Raw genomic sequence first — 19579 nt, forward strand, 5'->3', positions numbered from 1 at the left:
CGAACGGCCAAGGCAGGAGCGATTCCCGCCTGCGCGGGAATGACGGCTCAAGGGCAAACGGGCACGGCGAGAGCGATTCCCGCCTGCGCGGGAATGACGGCTCAAGGCGAACGGCCAAGGCCAGAGCGATTCCCGCCTGCGCGGGAATGACGACTCAAGGGCAAGCGGCCAAGGCAGGAGCGATTCCCGCCTGCGCGGGAATGACGACTCAAGGGCAGACGGCCAGGGCAGCAGCGATTCCCGCCTGCCCGGGAATCACGGCTCAAGAGCACCGCACAAACAAAAAGCCCTCCCGGTCAGGGAAGGGCTTTCAGTCAATTGCGTTCAAACCAACAGGTTTCCGGCTCGGTCAAGCTTCCGGCTTGGCGTCACGCAACTCACGGCGCAGGATCTTGCCGACGTTGGTCTTGGGCAGTTCCTTGCGGAACTCGACGATGCGCGGGTGCTTGTAACCGGTCAGGTTGGCGCGGGCAAATTCCTTTACCTGCTCCTCGGTGAGGTTGGGGTCCTTCTTGACGATGACCACCTTCACCACTTCGCCGGACTTCTCGCTGGGTGCGCCGACAGCGGCTACTTCAAGCACGCCAGGCATCATCGCGATGACGTCTTCGATCTCGTTCGGGTACACGTTGAAACCGGACACCAGGATCATGTCCTTCTTGCGATCAACGATATAGAAGAAGCCGTTCTCGTCCATGCGCGCCATGTCGCCGGTGTGCAGCCAACCCTCGGCGTCCATCACCTTGGCGGTTTCGTCGGGACGGTGCCAGTAGCCCTTCATGACCTGCGGGCCACGGATGCACAGCTCACCCACTTCACCCATCGGCACCTGCTGCCCGTCGTCGTTTTTCACGCAGGCGTCGGTGGAGGGGATCGGCAGGCCGATGGCACCGTTGTAGTCCTTCAGGTTGAGCGGATTGATGCAGGCCGCCGGCGAAGTCTCGGTCAGGCCGTAGGCCTCGACCAGGGTCACGCCGGTGACCTTCTTCCACTTGTCCGCCACGGCGCGCTGCACGGCCATGCCGCCACCCAGGGCAACCTTGAGGTTGGAGAAGTCGATCTGGTCGAAGCCTTCGGTATTCAACAGGCCATTGAACAGCGTGTTGACGCCGGTGATGGCGGTGAAGCGGTTGTTCTTCAGCTCCTTGACGAAGCCCTTCATGTCGCGCGGATTGGTGATCAGGTAGTTCAGGCCGCCGAGCTTCATGAAGACCAGCCCGTTCGCCGTCAACGCGAAGATGTGGTACAGCGGCAGCGCGGTAATGATGACTTCTTCGCCCGGCTTGACGCCCGATGCGCTGATCCAGGCCGAGGCCTGCTGCATGTTTGCGATCAGATTGCGGTGGGTCAGCATCGCGCCCTTGGCAACGCCGGTGGTACCGCCGGTGTACTGCAGGAAGGCGATGTCATCGTGGTCGACTTCAACCGCCGGCAAAGTGTGGCGCTTGCCCAGGGCCAGTGCCTGCTTGAAGCGGATCGCGTTCGGCAGGTCGTAGTCCGGCACCATCTTCTTCACGTACTTCAGTACGAAGTTTACGATGCCGCCCTTGGGGAAGCCCAGCATGTCACCCAGGCCGGTAGTGATGACCTGCTTGACCGGGGTCTCGGCGATCACCTGCTGGACGGTATCGCCAAAATTGTCGACCACCAGCAGCACGGCGGCTTCTGCGTCGATCAACTGATGCTTGAGCTCGCGTGCGGTGTACAGCGGGTTGACGTTGACCACGGTCAGGCCAGCGCGCAGGATGCCGAAAATGGCGATCGGGTACTGCAGGCAGTTGGGCATCATCACCGCAACGCGGTCGCCCTTCTTGAGCTGCAGTTCGCCGAGCAGGTAGGACGCAAACTGCGTCACCAGCGCATCGGCTTCGCCGTAGGTGAGGGTCTTGCCGAAATTGGAGTAGGCAGGCCGATCACGGAACTTGGCCACAGACGTGTCAAACACGGCGGCAACGGAGCGGAACTCGTTGACGTCGATTTCAGCCGGTACACCAGCCGGGTAGCTCTGCAGCCAGGGACGTTCCTGATTCATCTTCCCCTCCAGGAAATGGAATGATCTATTAGGTCAGGCGCGGCAGCTGGGCGCCGACGCCGTTGCTGTCAGCATACCGTTCCGAATTGAAAAGGCGAAGAGGGTCAGATGATTCGAACTGTTCTCAACTGCGTGCTTACTGCACTGATCTTGCTTGGCATGGTCGCTTGCCGCTCGGAACCACCCGAGCAACGGCTGCGGCAGACGATTGCTGCAATGCAGGAGGCGGTGGAGGCGGGCAGGCCTCGGGATTTCATGGAGTCAGTGTCGGCCGACTTTGTCGGCAACGATGGGCTGGACAAGCCGGGCCTGCACAACCTCTTGAAGGCACAGCTGTTGCTCAACAGCAAAGTGGCGATCCAGACCGGTCCAGTGTCGGTCGACCTGCAAGGGGACACGGCAACGGTGCGTTTCAGTGTGTTGCTGGCCGGTGGCAACAGGGGGCTGCTGCCGGAGCGCGGCCAGATGCAGGAGGTGACCAGCGGCTGGCGGGAGCGCGATGGCGCGTGGCAGGTCTACAGCGCAAGCTGGAAGCCGGTAGGCGAGTAACGCCGTTGCAATCCGATGCCGAGCCATGCGCGGCCTCTGTGCCGGCATCCGCCCTTGCGTAGCCGGCAAGGGCGCAGGCCTGCGAGCCGATGCCAGGATCCTAGATCGTGCTGCACTGGCGCCAGCGCACCGGTTCTTCGACGCCGGGGCGGGGGTTGAGCTGCACGCGGGTGGTGCGTAGCGAAGGATAGTGCTGCAACACCGTGCAGATCCGCGGCCAGATCTCGGTGGCGTCACCGGTGCGCTCGATCGCCAGCGTGGAGCGCGTCAGCCAGATACCGCTGACCACGCCTGGCGTGGTCGCCAAGGTCTTGGAGACTTCTTTCTGGTAGCGGGCCAGCGTCTGCTCATCCGGGTCCTGAACCTGATTGCCGCGCTCGTTCACCGCGCCAGTGGCTGCGCCTTGTGGGGCAGGGGCGGCGACGTTGCCGCCCGCGGCGGCAGCGGCGGGTGCGTCAGGCCGAGGGGCTGGAGGCGTTGCTGCCGGGGCCGAGGCGACATGGGCGGGCGGGGTGTCACCGCTGCTGCCGTCATCGCTCAATGTCATGTAGCCCATGCCGGCCAGCAAGCCCAAGGTGATTGCGGCAAGCACCGCGATACCGGTATGGCGGACAGCCTCGCGGCGGGCGATGCCGGTGACCATGTTGCGGGTGTCGCTGGCGACATAGGGTTTGAGCAGGGCCCACAACAATTTGTCATCGATCACTTCGATGGCGTTCTTGCCGGCTGCGCTCAGGCCATCACGCTCCACCTGGCCCTCGGTGATAAGGATGCCGCCTTGTGCGCCGGTCAGGTCGACCGCTGCAGCCAGGTCATTGATCGCGGCGGCGCCAAAGCGATAGGCGCGCCCATGCTTGCAGGACACCAGCCAGCGTTGGCCGGCCCGCTGCAGCAGGAAATCGCTGCTCGTGCCACGGTCGTTGTCATCGTTGTCGGCGAGCGGGTGCAGGTCGCGCTGTTCGGCCATGGCCTGGTGCACGATGCGGGAAAACTCGCGCCAGCGCATGCCGGCCAAGGCCGCGAGGCCGTGCTGCACCTCGGTTTGCCGGCGCTTGACCAGCCACAGGTAAGCAGAGGCGACCCCGCCCAAAAGCAATGCAAGTGACAGGGCCAGGATCCAGGAGAACATCAACGCGCCTGAGAAAAGAGGATGCAGAACACAAGCTTATGGTATTCCCCCTTGCTGCCGTAAGAGGACGTGCTGCACCTTTTTACATACGCAGCAATGAGTGTTCAGCGGGGGGCGGCAGTATCGGGCCAATAGTGGCTGTCGGGTACCGCGCGCGCGCCAAAAATCGCCTGCCCGACCCGCACCACGGTGGCCCCCTCCTCGATGGCGATCTCGAAATCGCCGGACATGCCCATCGAAAGTTCATCCAGTTGAACTCCCGCGGGCGCCTGCTGGCGAAGCCGATCACGTAGTTCCCGCAGCCGCACGAAGCAGGTGCGAACCTGGTCGGGCTGGGCGGAAAACAGCGCGAGTGTCATCAGGCCCCGGACGCGCAGGCTGCTGAAGTTGTGCAGGGACTGCAGGAAGCTGGCGACGTCGGCAGGCGGCAGCCCGAACTTGCTGTCCTCTTCGGAGGTGTTGACCTGCACGAATACATCCAGTTGCCGACCTTCGTGCTGCAGGCGACGATCCAGGGCCTCGGCCAGGCGCAGGCTGTCCAGGGCCTGGAATTCGCTCGCAAAGCGCGCCACCAGCTTGGCCTTGTTGGTCTGCAGGTGGCCTATCACCGACCACTGCAAATCGGCCAGGTCCTGCATCGCCTCCCATTTGTGGTGCGCTTCCTGAACCTTGTTCTCACCCAGCTGGCGACAACCGGCGGCATAGGCAAGGCGAATGTGTGCCTCGTCCATCGTCTTGCTGACGGGCAGCAGCCGAACCTCGCTGGGCTGGCGGTTGGCGCGCTGGCAGGCCGCATCGATGCGCTGCTGGACGGTAGCGAGGTTGTGGCGGAAATCCTCTACCGTTTCGGCACGCGGATAGGCGCCATGCTGATCGTGACGGGTGGGGGTGTCCGGGGTGTTCATGGCGAGCTCCGGGATGCAGCGCCGCGGATGCCCCAAGGGGCTGCTCGTGCATCGGTACATGGGTCAAGCCGTTCTTCTACCACGCCAGGCGCCGCCCAGGGCAGCCGGTGGGGCGTGCAGGGGGCAGGCTGCATGCAGCTTGGTTGCAGGGCATCCACAAGCCGGTTTGGTAAACGCCAGGCAAGAAAAACCCGCCATCCGGAGCCGTGAGGGGAGGGAGACTTACGGCGCGGTACTGCTGGCGGGTGTATTGATTCTTGCGCAGCTTTTGCTGCTTTGCAACATCAATGTTCTTCGGGGCCGGGTTCAACGTGGCTCGTACGGCTTTCGGCCCGGGTCAGGCGCCGGTTGAGGGCATCCAGGCGTTCGTTGAGGGCTTCGATGTCGGAACGGCTGGGGATGTCCATGCGCCGCAGTACGCGGTGCACGCGATCCTCGAAACTGCGCTCCACCCGGTCCCAGGTGCCGGCGGCGCGATCGCGAGCCTGTCCCAGCGTGTTCTCCACGGTGTCACGCAGGCTTTCACCGCGGGAGGACTCTTCACGTGAGCGCTCCTCCACGCTTTCGCCTTCCTTGACCAGGGTATCGAACAGCTTGCTGCCTTCATTCTGCGCACGCGACAACGCGCCCAGTCCGGCAAGCCAGACCTGTTGGGCGGATTCGGTCATCTTGCGGCCCAGGCGCTCTGCCTGCTCCTGCAGCCCGGGGTTGCCGTGGCTGCGATCTTCCGGGCGATGTTCATGGGTCGTCATGAGGGGGCTCCTTTGGGGTCGAAAATCCCGGGGAACACCGTAACGACTTGAATGCTTGCAGCGTGTGACGGTACCGGGTCAGCCCAGCTTGTCGCTCAGCACACGTTGGATTTCCGATTCGACCATGCCCTTCATGGCGGACAACAGGAACCCCAATTCGGCCTTGACGTGTACGGCACCCGGCAGCAGTTCGATTGCGCCATCAACGCCGGAGCGGGCGAAATGCAGTACCTGGCCTTCCCAGCGGGTGGTTACGTCAAAACGTTCCTGCAGCTTTTCGGCGACTTCGGCGATGGCGGTACGGGCCTTGTCGTCGGGCAGGGAATGCGGGTGTTGGATATCAATCATGGACATGCTGGCTGGCCTTGTGTGGCGTGCTGAAAAGGAGGAGCGGCATTGTGCTTACCCGTGAGGCGTAGTCCAAGCCCCGGGGTGGCTTCTGCATGCCTGACGGACCTGCTAGTCTGCTGCGGTGCGCACTCTGCAAGTTCACTTCAGCAACCGACAGCAACCCGACCAGACCTTGTCCGCGGGGGTGCAGCGCATTGTGCGCCATGCCTCCGGGCAAGTGCGTCTAGGCGACGGTAGCGTCGGCCCGCTGCTGCTGGCCCAGTTCTGCACGGACCAGCGAGGCGTGTGGCTGCAGGTCGCCAGTGGCGTGCGCGGCATTCATGTCAATGGCCGTCCGGTACGGCGCATGGCGTTGCTGCGCGCCGGTGACTCGGTGTACGCCGATGGCACTGAAATGCTGCTGCGCGGTGAGTGCGAGCAATTGGCACATGCTCCCGAGCTGCCCGACGAGCCAGGCGAGGACCTGCGCGTGCTGCTGCGCGGGGTGGGTGGGCGCCACCATGGCCGCAGCTTCACCCTGGACAAGCCCCGCGTTGTGGGTGGCGATGCAGCCAGCGACATCATCATCGATGATCCGGCGTTTCCGGCCCAGCAGGTGCGTCTGGAGCGTCATGGCGAGCGGGTGCTGCTGCGCGACCTCGGCTCGGCCGAGGGGAGCGTAGTCAATGGCGTGCCCGTGAGGCACTGCTGGCTGCAGTCCGGCGACCAGGTGGTGTTCGAAGGCAATCACCGCTTTGTGCTGGAAGTTCCGTTGGGCCAGGCCAGTGCGATGCAGGCTTTCCCCGTCCCGGACGAGCCATTGCCGGCGCCTGCGCAAGCCCCGGTGCCCGAGCAACCGCGCCGCGCCCGACGCTGGCCCTGGCTGTTGCTGAGCGCCTTGCTGCTGGGGGCAGCGATCAGTGCCTTGCTGATGTTCGGCGCTCGCTGATCCAAAGCGGGTCTGTTCCACAGCGGTTGGCCGTTGGCAGGGAATGCCAATTGGGTGCAGATGCAACTTTTTCGGCAGCCCCCAAGGCTGTTGCGCTGCGGCATACTAGGGGTTCTGCCCAACAGGTGTGACATGACGCGCGCATTCAATTTCAGTGCCGGCCCTGCGACTTTGCCGGAATCGGTCCTGCGCCAGGCGCAGGCGGAAATGTTGGAATGGAATGGCGTATGCGCGTCCATTGTCGAGATCAGCCACCGCAGTGCCGATTTCATGGCGGTTGCGGAGCAGGCCGACGCTGACCTGCGTGCACTGATCGGTATCCCGGACGACTACGCGGTGTTGTTCCTGGGCGGTGGTGCAACCACCCAGCAGGCGCTGATGCCGCTTAATTTCGCTGCTCCCGGCCAGCGTGCCGACTACGTCGTTACTGGTCATTGGGGCAAGACTGCGGTCAAGCAGGCCAAGCCCTACGTTGATGCGCATATTGGTGCCAGCGGGGAAGCCGGTGGCTTCCGTGATATTCCTCCGGTATCGCAGTGGCAGCTGTCCAAGGACGCGGCCTATGTGCACATCACCGCCAATGAGACCATCCACGGTGTCGAGTTCCGCGACGTCCCCGATGTCGGTGATGTGCCGCTGATCGCGGATTTCAGTTCCTCGATCGCCTCCGAGCCCATCGATGTCTCGCGCTATGGCGTCATCTACGCCGGTGCGCAGAAGAACCTCGGACCGGTCGGCGTGGCGGTGGTGATCATCCGCCGTGACCTGCTGGAACGTAGCGGCCAGCCACGCGCGGATATCTTCGACTACCGCTCGCATGTGGCGCGTGACTCCATGCTCAACACTCCGCCAACCTGGAATTGGTACCTGGCAGGGCTGATGTTCAAGTGGATGCTGGCCCAGGGCGGTGTCGAGGCGTTCGCCCGGCTCAGCGCGGCCAAGTCTTCGGCGATCTATGGGGCAATCGATGGCTCTGGCGGGTTTTACCGCAACGAAGTCGCCGCGGCGGTGCGCTCGCGCATGAACATCCCGTTCTTCCTGCCGGATGACGAACTCAACGCCCGATTCGTGAGTGAATCCAAGGCCGCCGGCTTGCTGGCGCTGAAAGGACACAAGGCGGTAGGTGGTATCCGCGCTTCGCTTTACAACGCCATGCCATTGGAAGGCGCACAGGCGTTGGCAGCCTTCATGCGTGACTTCCAGCAGCGCAACGGCTGACCCCATTCCCACCGGCGCAGCGGCGCCGGTCTGCAACAGGTAGACGAACCATGGCATCCAAGCCAAGCAAACCCGCCAGCAAGACCAAGCCGGCCCCGGCTGAAAAAGTGAAGTCAGCTCCCAAGGCCAAGACCAGGGTCAACGCCACGGTGAAGGAAGAGGCGGTGCCGATGGCCAAGCCGGTACTGTCCGATGTGCGCGCCAAAATCGACCATATCGACCGCAGCATCCAGGCCCTGATCGCCGAGCGTGCGCAGTTTGCGCACCAGGTGGGCAAGGCCAAGGGCAAGCTTGCCGCAGCCGTCGATTACTACCGGCCCGAGCGTGAGGCGCAGGTGCTGCGCATGGTGGTGGACCGCAATGAAGGCCCGCTCAGCGACGAAGTGCTGGTGCATGTCTATCGCGAGATCATGTCGGCCTGCCTGGCGCAGCAGGAGCCGCTGAAGATCGGCTATCTGGGGCCAGAGGGTACTTTCAGCCAGCAGGCCGTGCTCAAGCATTTCGGTCGCTCCGCATTGGGGCTGCCGATGGCCAGCATCGAGGAGGTGTTCCAGGAGGTTGAAGCCGGCAACGCCGACTTCGGTGTGGTGCCGGTGGAGAATTCGGGGCAGGGCACCATCCAGATCACGCTGGACATGTTCCTGACCTCCAACCTCAAGATCTGCGGTGAGGTCGAGCTGCGCGTGCAGCAGTACCTGATGTCGCGCAGTGGTCGCATCGAAGACATCGAACGCATCTACGCGCATCCGCAGTCGTTCATGCAGACCTCGTCCTGGTTGCGTGCCAACCTGCCCAAGGCCGAGAAGATCCCGGTTTCCAGCAACGCAGAGGGCGCACGCCGCGCACGTAATGCCGATGATGCAGCCGCCATCGGTGGCGAGAGTGCCGGCCATGTTTACGGCCTGAAAAAGGTCGTGACCAAGCCGATCCAGAACGACGCCGACAACACCACGCGGTTCCTGGTGATTGGTCGCCAGCTGTTCCCCTCGTCGGGGCACGACCGCACTTCGGTGTTGGTGTTCATCCACGACAAGCCCGGTGCGCTGTTCGATGTTCTCAGCCCGTTCGCGCGTCATGGCATCAGCATGAACCGCATCGAGTCACGTCCTTCGCATCAGGCCAAGTGGGAATACGGTTTCTTCATCGACCTGGCCGGCCATATCGAGGACGAATCGATGCAGGCTGCGCTGGCCGAGCTGAAATCACATTCGGCGCAGATCAAGATCCTGGGCTCCTACCCGGTGGCCGTGCCCTGAGCTTGAAAGCCCCTCTTCCTGCGGACGAGGGGTTGTCGGGGTGATGGCCTGTTTGCCACCGCACCGTCTCCGCCCCAAGGGCATCCCCGCCTTCGCGGGCACGGGCTCTTCTCCCGCGCGGGGAAGGGATTGCTGACAGCGCCTCGGCGCACTGAACACTAGAGAGACCGCATGAGTTCCCAGCCGTACTGGATTGCACGCAAAGGTTCCGCCCTGCAGGGCACGCTGACCATCCCCGGCGACAAGTCGGTATCGCACCGTTCGGTGATGTTTGCCGCGCTGGCTGATGGCGTATCGCACATCGACGGCTTCCTGGAAGGCGAGGACACCCGCGCCACGGCTGCGATTTTTGAACAGATGGGCGTGCGTTTTGAAACGCCTTCGCCCTCGCAGCGCATCGTGCACGGTGTTGGCGTGGACGGATTGAAGGCGCCGCAGGGTCCCCTGGACTGCGGGAATGCAGGCACCGGCATGCGTCTGCTGGCCGGCCTGTTGGCCGCACAGCCATTCGACACCACCCTGATCGGCGACGAATCGCTATCCAAGCGCCCGATGCGGCGCGTGACCGGCCCACTGGCGCAGATGGGTGCGCGCATTGATACCCAGGACGACGGCACACCGCCGCTGCACATCCATGGTGGGCAAGCGCTGCACGGCATCCATTACGAGTTGCCTGTGGCCAGCGCCCAGGTGAAGTCAGCGGTGTTGCTGGCTGGCCTGTATGCGCAAGGTGAGACCTCGGTGATCGAGCCGCACCCGACCCGCGATTACACCGAGCGCATGTTGCGCGCCTTCGGCGTGGAGATTGATTTCGCGCCGGGCAAGGCGCGCCTGCGCGGGGGTCAGCGACTGCAGGCAACCGATATCGCCGTGCCGGCGGATTTTTCATCCTCTGCGTTCTTCATCGTCGCTGCCAGCGTCATCCCGGGCTCGGAAGTACGCTTGCGCTCGGTTGGGCTCAACCCGCGTCGCACCGGTTTGCTTGCCGCGCTACGGTTGATGGGCGCTGATATCACCGAGGAAAACCACGCCGAACATGGTGGTGAGCAGGTGGCCGACCTGGTCGTCCGCCATGCGCAGCTCAAGGGCGCGGAGATTCCGGTGGAAGTAGTGCCGGACATGATCGACGAGTTCCCCGCGCTGTTCGTTGCCGCCGCCGCCGCGCAGGGTCAGACCGTGGTGCGTGGGGCGGCAGAGTTGCGGGTCAAGGAATCGGACCGTCTTGCCGCCATGGCGACGGGCCTGCGGGCCTTGGGCCTGCGGGTGGACGAGACCGAGGACGGCGCCACCATCTTCGGTGGCGCGCTGGGCAGTGGCACCATCGAGAGCCACGGTGACCATCGCATCTCCATGGCCTTCGCCATTGCCGGGCAGCTGAGCACGGGTGAAGTGCGGATCAATGACGTGGCCAACGTGGCAACCTCGTTCCCCGGCTTCGACAGCCTGGCGACGGGTGCCGGTTTCGGCCTCAGCGTCAGCGCCTGAATTCAACCGGCACCAAGACCACGCTGCTGATGGCGTGGCCCTCGCGTACCTCGGGACGGAAGCGCCATTCCCGCAGCGCCTGCAGGGCGGCCTGTTCGAAGCGCTCGTCGACGTTGTCTTCGCGGGGCTGAAGCGTCGCTTCGGTCACCGCGCCGTTGGCATCGATCTGCAACCTGACCACTACGTCGGCGTCGGTGCCGTCGGCCAGCATCTGTGCGGGGTAGCGCGGGACCGGGTTGTCGGCCAAGGGCTCGGCTTCCTGGTTGAAGACCGCAGGGGTCTGCGTAGGCTCAAGCGACGGTCGGGCTGCGGCGACCACCTCCGGCTTGTGCAGGATTTCGCTGCCATGGGTTGCGCGGTAGCCCATGACCCCGACCACGCCCAGCAACAATGCGAACAGCAGCGCCCACAGCAATGCCGTCGGGGTGCCATGGGCACTGGTCGTGGTCTCGGACGGGTTGTGGGGGATGCTGCCCATGGATATGGCCGCCATGCGTTTCGCGTTGGCGGCCAGTCTGGTGCCTGCGGGCACCCCGGGGGTGACTTGGGCTTAAACCCGACCCCCTTGTGGGGCCGGGGTTCATGTTACTGAGCCGGTTTGAAATCGAAGGGGATTTCGAGCCCCGCCTGCATTGGCTGGCCGTTGCTCAGTGCCGGCTGGAAGCGCCAATTGCGCACGGCATCCAATGCAGCCCGGTCCAGGTCGCGCGAACCACTGCGCTGGACCACCTTTGCGTCCAGCGCAGTGCCGTCGATACCAACCTCGACGCGGACCACGACGCTGCCACTGTCGCCGCGACGCAGCGCGGCGGGAGGGTAGGTGGGCGGCGGGCTTTGGCCGGGCAGGGGCACCGGACGGTCGGTAGGCGTGGCTGCAACCGGTGCAGGTACGGCCGGATCGATCGTGGGTGCCGGCGCCGTTTCGGCGATCGGCTGCGGCGGTGGGGCGGGTGCGGTTTCAACCACTTGCGGCGCTTCTTCGACCGATTCCGGGCGGGCGTCCGGCATGTCGCTGGCACCTGCGCCTGCGGGCAGCGGTGCCGGCAGCGGTGCCAAATCGGCGGTTTCGGCCTGCGGTTGGGCCGGATCGGCGCGGTAGAACTCGTTTTGGCGGCGGGCGTTGAGCCACACCGCCAGGAACAGCAGCACGCCAATGCCAAAGGCGATGCCAGCGATCTTCAGGCTGCTGCGTGGCAGCTGGAAGGTGAAATTCTGGTCGGAGCGGGAGCTGGGAGCGGGCATGGGGCTGACCGGTTTGAACGCGTCGATTCTTGCACAGGATTACGAATGCGAGGCAGAAAGTCGCGGTTCGCGCGATAATCCCCTTTCACATCCGTACACAGTGCACATCCATGCTTGATCCAGCCCTTCTTCGCCAGCAGCCCGCCGAACTCGCCCAACGCCTGCGTGACAGCCGCGGCTATGAGCTGGACGTGGCCGCGTTCGAATCCCTTGAGGCGGACCGCAAGCGTATCCAGGTGCGCACCCAGGAGCTGCAGAACCTGCGCAACAGTCGCTCCAAGGCAATTGGCCACGCCAAGGCCAAGGGCGAGGACGTGTCGGCCATCATGGCCGAGGTGGCTGCCTTTGCGGACGAGCTGAAGGCCTCCGAGGCCCAGTTGGACGTGCTGCGCGAGAAGATCGAGACCCTGTCGATGGGCATCCCCAACCTGCCGGCAGCCGGTGTGCCGGCAGGCAAGGACGAGAGCGACAATGTCGAGCAGCTGCGCTGGGGCACCCCGCGTACGTTCGATTTCGAGGTGAAGGACCACGTTGAGCTCGGTGCCCGTAACGGCTGGCTCGATGCCGAAACCGCGGCCAAGCTGTCCGGCGCCCGCTTCACTGTGCTGCGCGGCGAGATGGCGCGCCTGCACCGTGCGCTGGGCCAGTTCATGCTCAACCTGCACACCAATGATCACGGCTACGAGGAAACCAACGTGCCGGTGCTGGTCAACGCCGATTCCTTGCGCGGTACCGGCCAGTTGCCCAAGTTCGAGGAAGACCTGTTCAAGACCGCACTGGGAGAGTCGATCCGTTACCTGATCCCGACTTCCGAAGTGCCGCTGACCAACATCGTGCGCGACGAGATCGTCGATGCCGAGCGCTTGCCGCTGCGCATGACCGCGCATTCGATGTGCTTCCGTTCCGAAGCGGGCAGTGGTGGCCGCGACGTGCGCGGCATGATCCGCCAGCACCAGTTCGAAAAGGTGGAGCTGGTCAGCATCTGCACCGCCGAGCAGAGCGAGGCGGAGCACCAGCGCATGACCGGCTGTGCCGAGACCGTGCTGCAGAAGCTGGGCCTGCCGTATCGCAAGGTGCTGCTGTGTACCGGCGACATGGGTTTCTCCGCGATCAAGACCTATGACCTGGAAGTCTGGCTGCCGTCGCAGCAGACCTACCGCGAGATCTCCTCGTGCTCGAACTGCGGTGACTTCCAGGCCCGTCGCATGCAGGCGCGTTGGCGTAATCCCGGCGGCAAGCCGGAGCTGGTGCACACCCTCAATGGCTCAGGCGTGGCGGTCGGCCGGGCAATGATCGCCGTGCTGGAGAACTACCAGAATGCCGATGGCTCGATCAGCATTCCGGAAGTGCTGCGTCCTTACATGGGCGGCGCCGAGCGCATGGGCTGACGCGCAGTTTCCAGGCAATAGCCAGGCAGGGGCCCGCAGCGATGCGGGCCTTTGCGTTTGGCTTCAGATACATACAGGACCGTTTGGGGTCTGATTTGTAAAATCAGGACAAAGGTGGTTGAATTGCGCGATTCGTTCCAGTTCTGGGATTAATCCATGCAGGATCTCAACGACCTTTATTACTTCGCCATGGTCGTCGACCACGGCGGATTTGCCGCCGCCGAACGCGCCCTGGGCATTCCCAAGTCGCGCCTGAGCCGGCGCATCAGCCAGCTGGAAACCGATCTGGGCGTGCGCCTGCTGCAGCGCTCTACGCGACGTTTTGCAGTAACCGATGTCGGCATGAGCGTCCACCGCCATGCGCAGACGATGTTGGCCGAGGCGCAGGCGGCGCGCGAGGTGGTGGACCGGCTCAGTGCCGAACCTCGGGGGCTGGTACGCGCCAGCGTGCCGGTGTCGTTGGCGCAGATGCAGCTGCCCAAGCTGCTGCCCAGGTTCCTGGAGCAATACCCCAAGGTGCGGTTGCAGTTGAACATCAGCAACCGCCGCGTGGACATCATCAATGAGGGCTACGACGTGGCGTTGCGGGTCCGCTCGCGCCTTGACGACGACGGCAGCCTGGTGATGCGCAGCTTTGGTCAGGTGCAGGAGTTGCTGGTGGCCAGTCCGGCCTATCTGGATCGCGCCGGGCGCCCATCCACGCCGGAAGACCTGACCAGCCACGTCACCCTGAGTATCAGCGAGGACGAGGCACGGCAACGCTGGGAGCTGCACGGCCCGGGAGGTGAAGTGCGTCGCGTCGACCTGCAGCCGCGTGTGGCCGGCTTCGACTTCCCCTTGCTGCAATCCATGGTCAAGGACGGTTTCGGCATCACCATGCTGCCCGAAACCGTCTGTGCCGAAGCGGTGCGCAACGGTGAGCTGGAAGTGGTGTTGCCGGATTGGTCGCTGCCGCAAGGCATCTGTCATGCCGTGTTCGCCTCGCGTCGCGGCCTGTTGCCGGCAGTGCGGGTGTTCATCGATTTCCTGGCCGAACACCTGCCGCCACAGCTGGAGGCCTCGCGTTTGGACTGCGGCGGCGCCTGCGAGCGGGCCAAGGAGAAGATTCGCGCTTCGATGGCCGGGTCACTCGCGATCGAAGCGGGTTGAACAAAACCGGGGCAGTCATGCGAGAATGCTGCCCCGGCCGTACCGCAGCCGGGTACGCAACGGACAGATGGCCGAGCGGTTTAAGGCACCGGTCTTGAAAACCGGCGAAGGGTCAAACCTTCCGTGGGTTCGAATCCCACTCTGTCCGCCAAGAGTTGATCTAAGCCGCTGATTACAGCGGCTTTTTTCATGCCGCAATGTCTTGCCCCATGCTTTGCCCCACCTTTTGGGGCCAGCTTGTTCCATGTGCCACGGCCATGATGAAGGCATCGATTTCGGGCTGGAACCACAGCGACTTTGTGCCGATTTTGCGCGGCTTCGGGAATTCGCCGCGGGCCATCATCCGGTAGATGGTGGCCGTGCTGATGCCGACCTTCTGCTTCACCTCCTTCAGTGGCAGCAGCGCGATTTCGTCAACCATGTCGCTCTCCTTCTAGCGTCGAAATGCAGGTGTGATGATTGACACGCGTGGCAGGGACAAGGGGGCTGCCGTAGAGGGATAAGAGGAGCGGAGTAGCGTGCTGAGATACCTCGCATGCGACATTTTCCGCGTTCACCGCTTCAGCACTTCCAGCTTTCGGAATGCTCGAGAGGCCACCGACTTCATCGAGGACAGACTGTGTGCCGTGAGTGGCGTAGCCGACGACGGCGCGCTGTTGTTCTGGATCACGCATCCTTCACCCCCGGCAGGCGGGAGGCGTGTCCACCAAGCTCATACCCGCAGTGTCGGCAGCAGTGGCGATGACAGCCGCAGCCGCACGGCACGACAGAGTCCACCGGCACCATCACGAACCCCTCCGGCGCTGCGGCGACGGGGGCGGGTCTATCGAACAACTCGCGCAGTTCGTAGGCACTCGCCCATTTCCCCTTGGACGCTTCCAGATACTGCTCGCGGGAGATTTCGTGCCATTCGTAGCGCGAGCCATCCGGCGCGGGCGGGCATAGCGGCGCTGCCACGCCACCGCCTCCTGCGCTGCGGCGTTCTGCTGTTCGCTGTGAGTAGTCATGAATTGGCGTCCTTCTTCCCTGGGCGATGGGTGTACCGGGAGCGGCCCGGCAAGTGGGGGATGAGAAGCTTCTGCTCAGTGGGCACGCTGTACTGCGCCACACGACACTTCTTGCCGCGGCGATTGAGTACGGTCAGCTCAGTTGAGTGAATGACATAGCCGTCCCGGCGCAGGTCGTGGACACGTGCGCTTGCGCGCGCGATGCCCAACTCCATGTGGATTTCAGTTGCGGTCATCGCGCGCTGTTTGAGGGCGCCGAGCAATTCCGCGCATTGGGCTGCTTGGGTCATGGCTGCCTCACAGGTTTATCTGAACGATGAGGTGGGCGGTCGCGTCCGGGTCGCCTTCGTCTTCGTACATGAGCCAACTCGAAATTCCCTTGCCCTTTTCCGGCGCGTGCAGCGCAATAACGTTGCTGCCCACTGCAGCCAAGGCCGATATCAGCCTGCGAGGGTCTAGCGCGGCGCGGAAGTCGGGGCCCGCTGAGAGGACTGCATCGCTGATCACTTCCCGGTTTTCCTCAGCGCGATCTGCGAGATACAACTCGCCATTGACCATTGCCAGGACTATCACCGGCAGGCCCTTGGCCTTGCTCTCGCCCAGAATCGAAGCGAACGGCAGGAAGCGCTTCACTGCAGCCCACAGCGGGTCACGTTTGATGGAGCTGTGCTGACTTGCGTAGCTTGATGCCTTGACGATTCCGCGAATGTCGGTGGACTTGGCGCCGAGCAGCCGGATGCTTAGCTGCTGTTGACCGTTGGTGACACGGAGAACCCCCGCAATGTCACCATTGACTGCCCCAATCTCCACCTTCGCCCCTTCCTGCAGCATTCCCAAAAGCCGAGAGACCTGCCCATCGGGAACCGTGATGGAAGGGCCGGTGTAGTTCACCGCAACATACGAGAGGGACACACCGTCGCTACCCCATACCAAGCCGTTATCGATATGCAGGCCGCGGATGTTTGTGTAGATCGTGTCGTCGTTGGCGGCATAGCCTGCGCTCTTGATCGCTGCAGCCAAAATTTCCGGATCAATGGTCACGGTCTGCCAGCTTTCCTCGCGTTCTTCGGGCCACGCTTCAACGTCTGCCGCGGGCACCTTGAAGTTGCTGCGACCACGCGAGACTTTTCCGTCGTCGCGCAGGATGATCTCGCCAGGAGCCGAAGCAATTGGACGCAGAAGGGATACGCGAAGCAATGCTGAGCCGGGCTCTTTCACTACGCATGGGAGGGTGTGGCGCATGTACGTCGCGGTGTCCGTCGTCTCGAATACCAACGAATCGCCATCGGCTTGCACGCGGGCGTGCATGATCGTGGGGTGCGGACTTGTCGTCGGGGCGACGCTGAGCTTGAGCGCAGACGCAAGGACAGAGGAATCGATGGTTGCGTGCATTACGCGGCCTCAGATGGAAAGAAGGTGGCTTGTTCTGGTTTGGCTGCCTGGGCTCGATAGGCATCGATGACGCCTTGCGCCCATATGGGGGTGCGGCCGCTGGTGTAGTGCTCGGGGATCTCGACGCCATCGAAATGAGTGAATAGAACGGTTTCGTTGAGCCCAATCACCAGTTTGGTTTCGGGGTCGTCTTCGCTGCTGCAGTCGCAATCGATTGAGCAGTCCACGATCTGGCAACCCACCGCAGGACCATAAGCGCATGCCTGCAATCTCCCGCCGATCCAGATCCCGAACTGCAGGTCGTACTCGTGCCAGGCGCCGCCGTAGTGGTGGCCTGCTCGCATACGTCCTTTGCTGAGCAATTCCATTGCATCCGCCAGTTCGAAGTCGCCAGCCAGTGCGCGGCGCATGGCTTCGCGCTGCATGCTATCCAGGCAAGTGATTACGCCAACCGTGGCTGGCACGTTTTCGCCTGGCGTGGCTTTTGCTGCCCTTGGCCGCGATTTCGTCGCGGGCTTTGCGATGCCCTGCATCTGCTGCCACTCGCGCATCGCGCCATCGAAGTCGGAATGACGGCCCGTATGGCTGCACTTGCATTCAATGCTGTGGCCACCGTCAGCTTCCATCCGGCGCTTGTCGTGCATGTGCCGCGCGGTGTGACCGGCGTGGCAGGCGGGCAGAGGTGTGTCGTGCGAGATCATGACTTGCATGGGGACTTCCTCAATTAGTAGGAGAGGAGCGCGCAGAGCGCGCCGATAACGACGGCAGCGGCCAGCGTGAAACCGAGGGCTTCGACGAACGTGCGTGTTTGGTGCTTCATTGCGCACCGCCGACGAAAGCCAGGTCATAGATGACGCAATGCGCCCGGGCAGCCGAAGGGGAGCCGGCGTTGACCGCGGAGAGGGGAAGGACCGCGGTTGCCCGGGCGCATGCGTCTGGAACGGGGTAGGAGCCGCTGGCGACGGCATCGACGGCGTCTAGCGCGTTCTGCCAGCGGCGAGGGGAGAACTCGGCAGTCAGCGCGACGGCGACGGCGGCGGCGCAGTTCGGCACGCGATCGGCGACGCGAAAGCCATTGAGGGCAGTTGCTGCGATGGTGCCGCGCAGTCCCCAGTCGTCGTGGTCGGCAAGCTCATAGACGGCGAGGGCGGCGCAGATGCGCGGGCTCGTGATGACGAGGTCGGCCGGGATGGTCACTTCGCCATCGGTGGTGACCTCAGCGGCCGGGGAGGGCTCAGGCTGGCCGGTGGCGGCGCAGCCGCCCAGGACGAGCAGCAGGGAGGCGAGGAGGGCGCGGATCATGCGACACCGCCGTGGATCTGGCTGCCAACCCATTCGCGCATGCGTCCCCAACGAGCCTCGGGCGTCTCGGCGTTCCATGAGGCCTCGTCGTTCATAAAGACGATTTCGGCAACCATCGCTGGAGCAATCCCGAAGGCTTGTGCGACCGCGTCGCGGTCGGTGGGATCAATCGCGCCCAGTTCAATGCCGCGCTGGGAGCCAATAACACCGAGGGTGCAATGGCATCCATCAACCGTTTGCAGCTCGTCGGCGATCAGTTTCTTGATCGGCATTGCGTCGAGAGCGTCACGCAACTCGATCAAGAACTCCTGTCCGCGCTTGCCCCGCAGTGCGGCACTTACGGCTCCGCGCCAGCAGATCAGGCTCCAGCTCTCGCAGTCGTCGCTGTACCCGGAGCGGCTCATGCAGCACCGCCAAGTCGTGCGCCAGGCAGGGGGGCCGGCTTGGCCAGGTGCAGCATGCGGAACTTGTGCAGGCTCTTTGCGCCGTTGGCGGTGAACCAGCCGAGCACGTCGCCATGGAGGCGTGTGGGCTTGAATAGCGGGCAGGCGTCCAGCGACTCATGGAGGAACTGCGGGGTGTCGCCGCTGGGGTGGTGGCGCTCGAAGTAGCCCCAGAACTTGTATGCCGATCGGGCGGCACGGTAGCGGTTTTGCCAGGACTGGCGGGCGGTGGCCATTGACCGAATCTCCAGCCCCTTCCCGGATGGGCGTCTCGCGGGGCACGGACAGAGATTACCCGCGGGTATATATTATGTGCAATACCCTCGGGTAAATAGTTCCCGTTAAGGTAAAAAGAAGCCCCGCGCGGGCGGGGCTCTTAGGTTGGAGTGGGGGAGCGGCGGCTTACCGCATATGGCTGACCCAATGGGGTTCGGAAACGATTGCGATGGGATGTCCGGCGTCTCGCAGGCTCACCGCCTTGAGGATCTTTGTCCCGGCGTTGCTGTTGATCCAGTCGCGGGAGCCCAGTTCCCCGATCACCAGGTAGTTGGTCTTTCGGCTTGGGCTACCTCCGATGAGGCCCCCGCGCTGTTCAATGGCCTCATGGACTGCCGAGCGAGTCCCGAAAGCAAAGGTGCCAGTCACGACGAAGACGGCGCCGGTATGGGAGATCGTTGGCTGCGGCTCCGTCACAGGGAGGCTGGTCGAGAGCGATGCGGTCTGTCCCTTGGCGTCAAATGCCTCACCACCCACGAAGCGAATCAGAGTGTCGTGGAGGTCCGCGGACTCCTCGTCATCAATCACGCCGTCGCTGAGGATGTCGGACAGCAGGCGATAGATCTGCGCAAATGGATACTCGCCGACAAAGGCCGAGTTACGCTCGATCCAGTCCTTCAGAAACTCGGCCTCCATCTGGCTGACATGGCCATCTGCCAGCAACCCCCGGCAAAGCCCAACAAGTTCGTTCGTGCTTCGATCCTGCCTGCGCGACTCGGTGATTCCACCAGTCGGTGCGCGGTCTCCATCTTTCCTGAAAAACATCCTTCCCCCT

Annotated in this window: 22 protein-coding genes and 1 tRNA gene; 8 read left to right on the forward strand and 15 right to left on the reverse strand. The window is 63.7% G+C overall.

Annotated features, from left to right (window positions below; translation table 11 throughout):
- Window positions 1–349 precede the first annotated feature (349 nt).
- A complete protein-coding gene (locus RT460_RS14035; RefSeq protein ID WP_313319539.1) occupies window positions 350–2032 on the reverse strand; it encodes a long-chain fatty acid--CoA ligase in 1683 nt (560 codons plus the stop codon).
- A 108-nt stretch (window positions 2033–2140) separates the two neighbouring features.
- Between RT460_RS14035 and RT460_RS14040 the strand changes: the two genes are divergently transcribed.
- Window positions 2141–2581 carry a nuclear transport factor 2 family protein gene (locus RT460_RS14040; RefSeq protein ID WP_313319540.1) on the forward strand — a complete coding sequence of 147 codons (441 nt, stop codon included), beginning with the start codon at window positions 2141–2143 and terminating at the stop codon, window positions 2579–2581.
- Window positions 2582–2681: 100 nt separating this feature from the next.
- Here RT460_RS14040 and RT460_RS14045 read toward each other — a convergent pair whose 3' ends face one another.
- From RT460_RS14045 to RT460_RS14060, 4 genes are all read right to left on the reverse strand, one after another.
- Window positions 2682–3710 carry a restriction endonuclease gene (locus RT460_RS14045; protein ID WP_313319541.1) on the reverse strand — a complete coding sequence of 343 codons (1029 nt, stop codon included), beginning with the start codon at window positions 3708–3710 and terminating at the stop codon, window positions 2682–2684.
- A gap of 104 nt (window positions 3711–3814) precedes the next feature.
- Window positions 3815–4615, reverse strand: a complete 801-nt coding sequence (locus RT460_RS14050; protein ID WP_313319542.1) for a YggS family pyridoxal phosphate-dependent enzyme — start codon at window positions 4613–4615, stop codon at window positions 3815–3817.
- Window positions 4616–4899: 284 nt separating this feature from the next.
- Window positions 4900–5367, reverse strand: a complete 468-nt coding sequence (locus RT460_RS14055; RefSeq protein WP_313319543.1) for a phasin family protein — start codon at window positions 5365–5367, stop codon at window positions 4900–4902.
- A 78-nt stretch (window positions 5368–5445) separates the two neighbouring features.
- Window positions 5446–5721 (reverse strand): polyhydroxyalkanoic acid system family protein, encoded by a 276-nt coding sequence (locus RT460_RS14060; RefSeq protein WP_313319544.1) that lies wholly within the window; start codon window positions 5719–5721, stop codon window positions 5446–5448.
- Window positions 5722–5839: 118 nt separating this feature from the next.
- On the opposite strand from RT460_RS14060, the gene RT460_RS14065 reads away from it, so the two are divergent.
- The 4 genes from RT460_RS14065 (at window position 5840) to aroA (ending at window position 10605) form a co-directional block, all read left to right on the forward strand.
- On the forward strand, window positions 5840–6646 hold the full coding sequence (locus RT460_RS14065) for an FHA domain-containing protein (RefSeq protein ID WP_313319545.1): 807 nt from the start codon (window positions 5840–5842) through the stop codon (window positions 6644–6646).
- Between the two features lie 132 nt (window positions 6647–6778).
- The gene (serC, locus tag RT460_RS14070) at window positions 6779–7864 is read left to right on the forward strand and encodes a 3-phosphoserine/phosphohydroxythreonine transaminase (protein WP_313319546.1); all 1086 of its coding nucleotides are present in this window, start codon (window positions 6779–6781) and stop codon (window positions 7862–7864) included.
- Window positions 7865–7914: 50 nt separating this feature from the next.
- Window positions 7915–9120: a prephenate dehydratase gene (gene pheA, locus RT460_RS14075; RefSeq protein WP_313319547.1), complete on the forward strand. Its 1206-nt coding sequence runs from the start codon at window positions 7915–7917 to the stop codon at window positions 9118–9120.
- Between the two features lie 171 nt (window positions 9121–9291).
- Window positions 9292–10605: a 3-phosphoshikimate 1-carboxyvinyltransferase gene (gene aroA, locus RT460_RS14080; protein ID WP_313319548.1), complete on the forward strand. Its 1314-nt coding sequence runs from the start codon at window positions 9292–9294 to the stop codon at window positions 10603–10605.
- Here aroA and RT460_RS14085 read toward each other — a convergent pair.
- A complete protein-coding gene (locus RT460_RS14085; RefSeq protein WP_313319549.1) occupies window positions 10595–11083 on the reverse strand; it encodes an energy transducer TonB in 489 nt (162 codons plus the stop codon). The two genes, aroA and RT460_RS14085, sit on opposite strands and share 11 nt — an antisense overlap.
- 107 nt (window positions 11084–11190) lie before the next feature.
- Entirely contained in the window at window positions 11191–11847 is a 657-nt protein-coding gene (locus RT460_RS14090) for an energy transducer TonB (protein WP_313319550.1), read from the reverse strand.
- 110 nt (window positions 11848–11957) lie between these two features.
- Between RT460_RS14090 and serS the strand changes: the two genes are divergently transcribed.
- The 3 genes from serS to RT460_RS14105 all read left to right on the forward strand — a co-directional run bounded on the left by serS (window position 11958) and on the right by RT460_RS14105 (window position 14535).
- The gene (gene serS, locus RT460_RS14095) at window positions 11958–13235 is read left to right on the forward strand and encodes a serine--tRNA ligase (protein ID WP_313319551.1); all 1278 of its coding nucleotides are present in this window, start codon (window positions 11958–11960) and stop codon (window positions 13233–13235) included.
- Window positions 13236–13391: 156 nt separating this feature from the next.
- Window positions 13392–14384, forward strand: coding sequence for a LysR family transcriptional regulator (locus RT460_RS14100; RefSeq protein ID WP_313319552.1), 993 nt, complete (start codon window positions 13392–13394; stop codon window positions 14382–14384).
- 61 nt (window positions 14385–14445) lie between these two features.
- Window positions 14446–14535, forward strand: a tRNA-Ser gene (locus RT460_RS14105).
- A 36-nt stretch (window positions 14536–14571) separates the two neighbouring features.
- Here RT460_RS14105 and RT460_RS14110 read toward each other — a convergent pair.
- The 8 genes from RT460_RS14110 to RT460_RS14145 all read right to left on the reverse strand — a co-directional run bounded on the left by RT460_RS14110 (window position 14572) and on the right by RT460_RS14145 (window position 19569).
- A complete protein-coding gene (locus RT460_RS14110; RefSeq protein ID WP_313319553.1) occupies window positions 14572–14805 on the reverse strand; it encodes an AlpA family phage regulatory protein in 234 nt (77 codons plus the stop codon).
- Between the two features lie 582 nt (window positions 14806–15387).
- Window positions 15388–15681, reverse strand: a complete 294-nt coding sequence (locus RT460_RS14115; RefSeq protein WP_313319554.1) for a helix-turn-helix domain-containing protein — start codon at window positions 15679–15681, stop codon at window positions 15388–15390.
- Between the two features lie 7 nt (window positions 15682–15688).
- Window positions 15689–16783 (reverse strand): hypothetical protein, encoded by a 1095-nt coding sequence (locus tag RT460_RS14120; protein ID WP_313319555.1) that lies wholly within the window; start codon window positions 16781–16783, stop codon window positions 15689–15691.
- Window positions 16783–17493 (reverse strand): hypothetical protein, encoded by a 711-nt coding sequence (locus tag RT460_RS14125; protein ID WP_313319556.1) that lies wholly within the window; start codon window positions 17491–17493, stop codon window positions 16783–16785. The genes RT460_RS14120 and RT460_RS14125 overlap by 1 nt, the downstream gene beginning before the upstream one ends.
- Before the next feature lie 106 nt (window positions 17494–17599).
- Window positions 17600–18085, reverse strand: a complete 486-nt coding sequence (locus RT460_RS14130; protein WP_313319557.1) for a hypothetical protein — start codon at window positions 18083–18085, stop codon at window positions 17600–17602.
- Window positions 18082–18489, reverse strand: coding sequence for a hypothetical protein (locus RT460_RS14135; RefSeq protein WP_313319558.1), 408 nt, complete (start codon window positions 18487–18489; stop codon window positions 18082–18084). The genes RT460_RS14130 and RT460_RS14135 overlap by 4 nt, the downstream gene beginning before the upstream one ends.
- Entirely contained in the window at window positions 18486–18764 is a 279-nt protein-coding gene (locus RT460_RS14140; protein WP_313319559.1) for a hypothetical protein, read from the reverse strand. Before RT460_RS14140 ends, RT460_RS14135 begins: the two co-directional genes overlap by 4 nt.
- 166 nt (window positions 18765–18930) lie before the next feature.
- Window positions 18931–19569, reverse strand: coding sequence for a BRCT domain-containing protein (locus tag RT460_RS14145; protein ID WP_313319560.1), 639 nt, complete (start codon window positions 19567–19569; stop codon window positions 18931–18933).
- Window positions 19570–19579 lie beyond the last annotated feature (10 nt).

This window comes from Stenotrophomonas sp. (genome assembly GCF_032061965.1).
Taxonomy (GTDB): Bacteria; Pseudomonadota; Gammaproteobacteria; order Xanthomonadales; family Xanthomonadaceae; genus Stenotrophomonas.